The sequence below is a fragment of the Actinomadura sp. CNU-125 genome, from assembly GCF_001942465.1.
Taxonomy (GTDB): domain Bacteria; phylum Actinomycetota; class Actinomycetes; order Streptosporangiales; family Streptosporangiaceae; genus Spirillospora.
Window position 1 is genome coordinate 1 of sequence record NZ_MKJY01000441.1, and the last position, 2,668, is coordinate 2,668.

The 2,668-nt window shown below is 77.7% G+C and carries 3 protein-coding genes and 2 pseudogenes; 2 read left to right on the top strand and 3 right to left on the bottom strand.

The genetic code is table 11. The features are described from left to right. The 3 genes and pseudogenes from BJF79_RS63350 to BJF79_RS63360 form a co-directional block, all read right to left on the bottom strand. Positions 1-597 (bottom strand): annotated as a pseudogene (locus tag BJF79_RS63350) (hypothetical protein); the annotation flags it as partial. A 244-nt stretch (positions 598-841) separates the two neighbouring features. Beyond that, positions 842-1,084: pseudogene (locus tag BJF79_RS67725) on the bottom strand (aminotransferase class I/II-fold pyridoxal phosphate-dependent enzyme); the annotation flags it as partial. Beyond that, positions 1,033-1,530, bottom strand: a complete 498-nt coding sequence (locus tag BJF79_RS63360; protein ID WP_075904239.1) for a GntR family transcriptional regulator — start codon at positions 1,528-1,530, stop codon at positions 1,033-1,035. The gene BJF79_RS63360 and the pseudogene BJF79_RS67725, both read right to left, overlap by 52 nt. A gap of 29 nt (positions 1,531-1,559) precedes the next feature. Between BJF79_RS63360 and BJF79_RS63365 the strand changes: the two genes are divergently transcribed. Both BJF79_RS63365 and BJF79_RS36410 read left to right on the top strand, forming a co-directional pair. Further along, positions 1,560-1,757 carry a hypothetical protein gene (locus BJF79_RS63365; RefSeq protein ID WP_262403088.1) on the top strand — a complete coding sequence of 66 codons (198 nt, stop codon included), beginning with the start codon at positions 1,560-1,562 and terminating at the stop codon, positions 1,755-1,757. 23 nt (positions 1,758-1,780) lie between these two features. After that, positions 1,781-2,431 carry a methyltransferase domain-containing protein gene (locus BJF79_RS36410; protein WP_262403087.1) on the top strand — a complete coding sequence of 217 codons (651 nt, stop codon included), beginning with the start codon at positions 1,781-1,783 and terminating at the stop codon, positions 2,429-2,431. Positions 2,432-2,668 lie beyond the last annotated feature (237 nt).

Here is a 2,668-nt window from a genome sequence, read left to right on the forward strand (position 1 = left end):
CGGCATCATGACGGCGTACAACAAGGTCAACGGCCGTCCCGCGACGGTCACGCCGGACGCCGCCGGCGGGCGCTGGCAGTGCCAGGACAGCGGGTGGAGCTTGCGCCCCGCTCCAGTGCGGCGGCGGCCACGGCGCGGTCGACGGCGGCGCCGTCCGCGCGCCGGGTTCGAGGGACGGGGTGCCGAGGGTGAGGGTGAGGTGGAGCCCGGCGGCGGCGCGTGGACGGTCGCGGCGGGCAGCCGCTCGGCGATCGCGCGGATCATCGCGTCGCGGCGTGCGCGGTGCCGGCGGCGCAGGTAGCGCAGCTGCCGTTCGAGTTCGCCGGTGTCCATCAGCCGGGCGAGGACGAGCTGCGGCAGTGCGGCGCCGCCGAGGTCGGAGCAGCGTCTGGCGTCGATGACGGCGTCGCGGAGTTCGGGCGGGGGCAGCAGCCAGCCGGTGCGCAGGGCGGGTGCCAGGAGTTTGGACACGCTCCCGGCGTAGCAGACGCGGTCGGCCAGCATGGAGCGCAGGGCCGGGACGGGCGGGCGGTCGTGGCGGTGCTCGGCGTCGTAGTCGTCCTCGATGATCAGGCCGCCGTCGCGGGCCCAGTCCATGAGGGCGCGGCGGCGGGGCCCGGACAGGACGGCGCCGGTGGGGAACTGGTGGGCGGGGGTGAGCAGGACGGCGGGGGCGCCGGACGCGTGCAGCAGGTCGACGCGGACGCGTCGGCGTCGACCCCGGCGGGGTGGCGATGTCCCAGTAGTGCAGGTGCTGGCGGGTGCCGAGCGAGCCCGGGTCCTCGATCGCGACGGTGCCGGTGCCGGCGTCGCGCAGGACGCGGGCCAGCAGGCCGAGGGCCTGTGCGGTGCCGTTGGTGATGATGATGTCGGCGGGGTCGGCGCGCACGCCGCGGTTGCGGGCGAGCCAGGCGGCGACGGCCGCGCGCAGTGCGGGGGCGCCGCGGGGGTCGCCGTAGCCGAGGCCGGAGGCGGGCAGTGTCGTCAGGACGGTGCGTTCGGCGCGCAGCCATGCGGTGCGGGGGAAGGCGGTCAGGTCGGGCAGGCCGGGTGACAGGTCGATGCGGGCGCGCGCGTCGCGCAGGGCATCGACACGGTGCGGTCGGGGTCGCCGCGGAAGGGGCCGGTGGTGCGGGCCCGCTCCCCCGCCGTTCCGGTGGAGTGCGGGGCGGTGGGCGTCGCGGCGGGCGGGGCGGTGAGGGGCGCGGTGACGACGACGGTGCGGGCGCCGGCCGCGTCCGGCGATGTGGCCGTCGTCGACGAGCCGCCGGTCCCCTCGGTGACCACGCCGCGCGACAGCCGCAGGTCGGCGGCCAGGGTGCGGGTCGCCGGGAGGCGGGCGCCGACGGGCAGGCGGCCGTCGGCGATGGCGTCGCGGAGCCGTCCGGCCAGCCATTCGGCGCGCCGGCCGCGGGGCGCGTCGCGGGCGTCGAGCTGCAGGAAGTCCGCGCCGGTCGCTCCGGCGCCGTCCGCCGCCGTTCCCGCCGCCGTTATGGACCCGTGGTGCGCGTCTTGTTTGGACCTGTTCACCGGGCCATTGTGGCGGCACGGTGGACCTCATGGAAACCACGACGACCGGCCGCCGCTCCCCCGGCGGCGCGGCGCAGTACGTTCACGGATACACCGACCGGGAGGCGCGGCGCCTCGGCGAGCAGGCCGACGCGCTCGCCGAGCTGCTGCACGGCGGCACCCGCTACCCGGCGGGCTCGCGGGTGCTGGAGGTCGGCTGCGGCGTCGCGCCCAGACCGTCCACCTGATCGGCGGCAGCCCCGGCGCGGACCTGACCGCGGTGGACGTGTCGGCCGAGTCGCTGGCGCGGGCCCGCGCCGCCGTCGCCGCCGCGCACCCCGGCGCGCCGGTGACCTGGGTGCGCGCCGACCTGCACGACCTGCCGTTCGCCGACGCCTCCTTCGACCACCTGTTCGTCTGCTTCGTCCTGGAGCACCTGGCCGACCCGATGGCGGCGCTGGCCGCGCTGCGGCGGGTGCTGCGCCCCGGCGGCACCCTCACCGTGATCGAGGGCGACCACGCGTCGGCGTTCTTCCATCCCGACAGCGCCGCCGCCCGCGCCGCCATCGGGCACCTGGTGGAGCTGCAGGCCGCCGCGGGCGGCGACGGGCTGATCGGGCGGCGGCTGCACCCGCTGCTGGACGCCGCCGGATACGAGCGGGTGTCCGTCCGCCCCCGGACGGTGTACGTCGACGGGTCGCGGCCCGATCTCGTCCAGGGGTTCGTCCACGACACCTTCACCGCGATGGTCGGCTCGGTCCGGCAGGAGGCCCTGGCCGCCGGGCTGACCACGCCGGACGAGTGGGAGCGCGGCATCGAGGGGCTGCGGCGCACCGCCGAGCCCGGCGGGACGTTCCACTACGCCTTCTTCAAGGCGACCGCCGTCGCCCCGCCCGACGGCGGCGGCGCCCCGCAGCCGTAGCGGCCGGGGCCCGCCACCACCGGTCCTCCCCGTGCCGCCCGCGGCGGACCGGGCGGCGGACACGCCCGATCATGGTTGGAACCGTCCGGCCGGGTATGCGGAGGCCATGACCAGAGCCGTGATCGTGACCGCCGCCGAGGCGCTGGCCTGGTGGAGCGTGCTGCTGGCCGGGTACCTGGCGCTGGCGTCGACGATCTCGCCCGCCGAGATCGCGGTGGCGCCGCCGCCGCGGCCGCC

Excerpts from the sequence above, each read along its gene's own strand:
- BJF79_RS63365 (WP_262403088.1), top strand. The coding sequence starts at position 1,560 with ATGGAAACCACGACGACCGGCCGCCGCTCCCCCGGCGGCGCGGCGCAG.